Annotated in this window: 5 protein-coding genes; all 5 read left to right on the top strand. The window is 57.6% G+C overall.

Annotated elements, in window-relative coordinates; translation table 11 throughout:
- Positions 1 to 228: hypothetical protein (locus tag ACR0AZ_RS21570; protein ID WP_480668233.1), on the top strand; the 228-nt coding region annotated here is incomplete at its 5' end.
- A 116-nt stretch (positions 229 to 344) separates the two neighbouring features.
- Positions 345 to 1,349, top strand: a complete 1,005-nt coding sequence (dctP, locus tag ACR0AZ_RS21565; RefSeq protein WP_480659505.1) for a TRAP transporter substrate-binding protein DctP — start codon at positions 345 to 347, stop codon at positions 1,347 to 1,349.
- A 65-nt stretch (positions 1,350 to 1,414) separates the two neighbouring features.
- The gene (locus tag ACR0AZ_RS21560) at positions 1,415 to 2,026 is read left to right on the top strand and encodes a TRAP transporter small permease (RefSeq protein ID WP_480659506.1); all 612 of its coding nucleotides are present in this window, start codon (positions 1,415 to 1,417) and stop codon (positions 2,024 to 2,026) included.
- Position 2,027: 1 nt separating this feature from the next.
- Positions 2,028 to 3,323, top strand: a complete 1,296-nt coding sequence (locus ACR0AZ_RS21555; RefSeq protein WP_480659507.1) for a TRAP transporter large permease — start codon at positions 2,028 to 2,030, stop codon at positions 3,321 to 3,323.
- A gap of 157 nt (positions 3,324 to 3,480) precedes the next feature.
- Positions 3,481 to 4,635 carry a M24 family metallopeptidase gene (locus tag ACR0AZ_RS21550; protein WP_480659508.1) on the top strand — a complete coding sequence of 385 codons (1,155 nt, stop codon included), beginning with the start codon at positions 3,481 to 3,483 and terminating at the stop codon, positions 4,633 to 4,635.
- The last annotated feature ends 1 nt before the right edge of the window (position 4,636 follow it).

Genomic DNA, 4,636 nt, shown 5'->3' with positions numbered 1-4,636 from the left:
TCCGACATCGGTCAAGTTTTTGACGGTTATGCTGTTTGGGATGGCGACGCGCGTGAAGTGTGTGCCTACGCCATTGGGCATTATTGTCATCATGTCGTCTTCGATTGTCTGCTCTGTAGCGAGCAGTACGAATCCTATTTTTGCGCGATTGTGGCGGCCTTCATCGAACAGGGATTTTGGATCAGTCTTCATAACCTGCATGCACCTTCTTTAGGTAACGGCATATAATGCTGCCATAAATCAATTATTGACATATAGCTGTATACAGGTCAATAACTCTGCCAGTCTGCTGGGGCCGCCCCGAAAGCAGGCAGAGTTCGCATTAAAGTGAGGTATCTTCGCAAATGCAGGTATCGAAAATTCTGAAGACTGGTGCTGTTGCGCTCGGCTTTGCCGGGTTTGCCGCGTCCAGTGTATCGGCTCAGGATATCATCCTGGGTCACGTGATGGATCAGGAACACATCTTCCACAAAGTATCCGAGCAATTCATGGAGCGTCTGGACGAGCTGTCCGGTGGTACCATGTCTGTTTCGTATCACCCGGGCGGTGATCTGGGTGACTGGACGTCGATCGTTGAGCAGGTTGCCCAGGGTGCGGTTCAGATGACCATGTCGTGGAACCACTCCGAGCTTGACCCCCGCTGGGACGTGTCGATTCTGGGCTACATCGCCAATGACTGGGAGCAGGGTAAAGAAGTTTACGGCCCCGGCTCGACCATGAACGAAGTCTATAACGGCGTCATGAACGATCTGGGCATGGAGCTGCTGGGCACGATCCCGACCGACTTCACCGGTTTTGTCGTGCGCAAGGGCGTCGATGTTCCTGTGAACTTCCCCGAAGATGCCGAAGGCTTCAAAATGCGCGTTCCGGGCCAGCCGATGGCGATCGAGCGCTACAGGGCGACCGGTTTCTCGGCTGTTCCGATGGCGTTCTCCGAGGTGCACACTGCACTGCAGACCGGCGCGATCGATGGCCGGGCCTATTCGCCGCCATCCGAGGTTCTGTTGTTCAAGGACGTCCTGAGCGCCTACGTCTTCACCCGCGAAAACTTTGAGCACACCTTCTGGACCGCCAACAAGGCATGGTTCGACGGTCTGAGCGAAGAGCAGCAGGGCTGGGTAAAAGAAGCAGCAAATGAAGCTGTGAGCTGGGCCTGGGAAAATGCTGAAGCGGAAAGCCCGAAATGGTTCGAGCAGATCGAAGCCGCCGGGATTGAAGTGGTCGAGCTGACACCAGAGCAGCTGGAAAACTATCGAGCAAAGATCGTGGCCGTTGAATACCCCTACATGGAAGGGATCATCGGCGCCGAAGTTATGGGCGAGATCAAGAAAGCAGCTGGCGTGGAATAACGCTGGCACGGGACACGCGCAAAGCCTGCTTTGCGCGTGTCTTCCTTTGGAGGAAGGGAGGAGAAATGACCAAAGATATTCTGCACACGGACAGTCTGGACGACGTTCTGGTGCCGTCACCGATCATACCGGTGCCTGCGCCGGAAGATCGGGATCAGCCTGTCTATCGCGGTCTGGGAGGCCTTTACAGCCTCGAGGCCAAGGTTGCCTGGTTGATGCGGGTGATCATGTTCGCAGCCATGATCCTGCTGGGTCTGGTCATGGCGGCGCAGGTGTTCATGCGCTACGTCATCGCCTCTCCGTTCCTTGGTATCGAAGAACTGGCCCCGATGATGGCCCTTTGGATCTACTTCATCGGCATGGCCTATTGCTCGCGTGAGCGCGACCACATCGAAGGTGGTGTCATGTCGCTGGTTGTCCGGGACCGGAAGGCCTTGCTGGCGCTGCGTCTGTTCGGCTCGGTCGTTTGTCTGATCGCACTGGTTGTATTTGCCAAATACGCCTGGGACTTCGCGCAGTTCAATATCAACCTGAACCGCAAGAGCTCTTATATGAAATTCCCCAAATACATGTGGGATCTCAGCATGGTCTTTGGCTTCGTGCTGATGAGTTTCTACATGCTGCTTCAGATCTTCCTCGAAGCCCGCGCATTGATCACCGGTAAGGGAGGAGAATGATATGACGCTGTTCTTCATCGCCATCGCGATTGTCATCTTCCTGCTGCTGATCGAAGTCCCGGTGGGCTTTGCCTTCGGCATTGGTGCCCTTGTGTTTGGCACGCTGCAGGGTACGGATATCTCGTTCCATGCCGGGTTTGGCTATTCGCAGGTCAGCGCCTTCTCGCTGCTGGCCATTCCGCTGTTCATCCTGTCGGGCACCCTGATGGGGGCGTCGGGGATCTCCGAGCGGCTGCTGGATTTTGTCAACTCGTTTGTGGGCCGCACCAAGGGCGGTCTGGGTGCGGTGACCGTTGTCACCTGCGCGTTGTTCGGCGCGATTTCCGGATCAGCCTCGGCCGCGATTGCCGCCATCGGCAAAATCATGGTCCCGCGCATGATCAAGGAAGGGTATCCCCCGGGGCACGCAACCGCTCTTGTTGCGGTGTCGTCTGTTCTGGCGCTGATGATCCCGCCAAGTATTCCGATGATCGTCTTCGCGATTGCGATCCGCGAATCCGTGGCCAAGTGCTTCCTGGCGACCATGGGTCCGGGGATCCTGCTGGCCGCCACCTATTGTGCGCTCAACTTCTGGTTCCTGCGCAACAACACAACGATCACGGTCGCGGAAAAACTGTCCTTTTCTGACACCGTGAAAGATATCGGCCAGACCGGCAAACGTGCCAGCCTTGCGATCATCATGCCGGTGATCATTCTGGGCGGCATCTACAGCGGGATCGCCACACCGACCGAGGCCGGTTCGATGGCGCTGGTCTATACGCTGGCTGTTGGTTTGCTGATCTATCGCACGCTGCCGTTTGACAAGCTGTTCAACTCGACAGTCGAGGCCGCGCGTCTGACCGGTGCGATCCTGATGGTCCTGTTCTTCCTGTTCGTCATGAGCCGCGGCATGGTTCTGGCCAAGGTGCCGACCCAGTTTGCCGATCTGCTGCTGACCATCTCGGAGAACAAGATTGTCATCCTGTTGCTGATCAACCTGCTGCTGCTGATCATGGGCATGATCATCGATGACGTATCGGGTGGTGTTCTGGCCGCGATCATCCTGCTGCCGGTGACGCAGAAGATCGGTCTGGACCCGATCCACTTTGCTGCCATCGTGGGCACCAACCTGGGCCTGGGCAACATCTCTCCGCCCTGTGCGCCGCTGCTCTACATGGCCGGTGGTGTCACCCGGCAGCCGTTGTCGACCTATGTCGGCCCGACCCTGAAGTTCCTGCTGCTGGGTCACCTGCCGATGGTCTTTGTTGTGACCTTCATACCGCCCGTGGCATTGTTCCTGCCGGGCCTCCTCGACTGAGGTGTGAATCGTGTCGCCCGCGTGAAAGGCGGGCGGCACGGATTATTCGAAAAAAGAAGCGGTCGTCCATGCTGTGTGAGCATGGCGTTTCCCTAGGACCAACCCTGCCTTCGGTTTTAGTGTCATGCCGATGGCTTTTCTTGAAGGATGTAGGCACATGCTTGAACACGCAAAACAAAGAACAATCGAGCTTCAGGGCCGCATGAAAGATGCGGGCATCCAGAAGGCCGTGTTTACTGACGAAAGTTCGATGGCTTATCTGGCCGGCTTCTGGGGCTATCTGGGGATCGAGTTCGGCCGCCCGTCGATGTTGGTGGTGGATGCTGACGATGCCCCCATCGTCATCACCCCGCTGATGGAATCGGAAATGGTCGGTGCCATGACCTGGGTCGAGGATGTGCGCACCTGGGAAGATATCGGTCAGCGCACCTGGGGCCGCGCTCTGGCGGGTGCCTTGGGTGAAAACCCGTCCGAGATCTGGATCGAAAAAAGTTCGATCCCGGCGATTGTCCGCAATCACCTGGACGAGACCTATCCGGGCGTTCCGCTCAAGGATATCTCGCCGGTGCTGGGCGCGATGCGCACCATCAAGTCGCCGCTTGAGATCGAGGTGATGAAGCAGGCCGGTGAGATCGCAGGCGCGATGATGCTGGCCGCACATAACTCGCTGAAGGAAGGCGCGCAGGAATACGAAAGTGCGCTGGCTGTGATTGATGCGGGTTCGCGCAAGGCGGCGGGCTTTCTGACCGATAAGGGTTGGGACAGCTTCGTCTCGCCCATGATCCACAACCTGCAGATCGTGCAAAGCGGCAAGAAAACCTCGATGGTGCATGGCCGCGCCAGCGTGAAAGCCTATGAGAAGTTCGATCCGGTTTACTTCTGCTTCTGCAACATGGCGCAGTTCAAGCAATACAAGCTGGGCTTTGACCGCATGTTCCATGTCGGCGACGTCAAGGATCTGGACCGCGAAGTGCAGCAGGCTGCGATCGACGCCCAGCAGGCCGCGATCCACGCGATCCGTCCCGGCGTTCTGGCCGAGGACGTCGCCGCAGCCGCCAACGAAGTCTATCAGGAACGTGGGTATGAGACAGGCTACCGCACAGGCCGCTCCATCGGCGTCGCCTACCTCGAAGCGCCCGAGCTGAAGGCCGGCGACAAGACCGTGCTGCAACCGGGAATGACCTTCGCCGTCGATGGCGGCATCTCAGTCGATGGCGTAACCGCTGGCCGGATCGGCGACTCCGTCGTCGTCACCGAAACAGGATTCGAATACATCACAAACTACCCTCGACAAATCCTGCTCAGTAAATAAG

It is taken from the genome of Ruegeria sp. BE3 (assembly GCF_056538865.1).
This window is presented reverse-complemented; position numbering and strand designations above follow the sequence as displayed.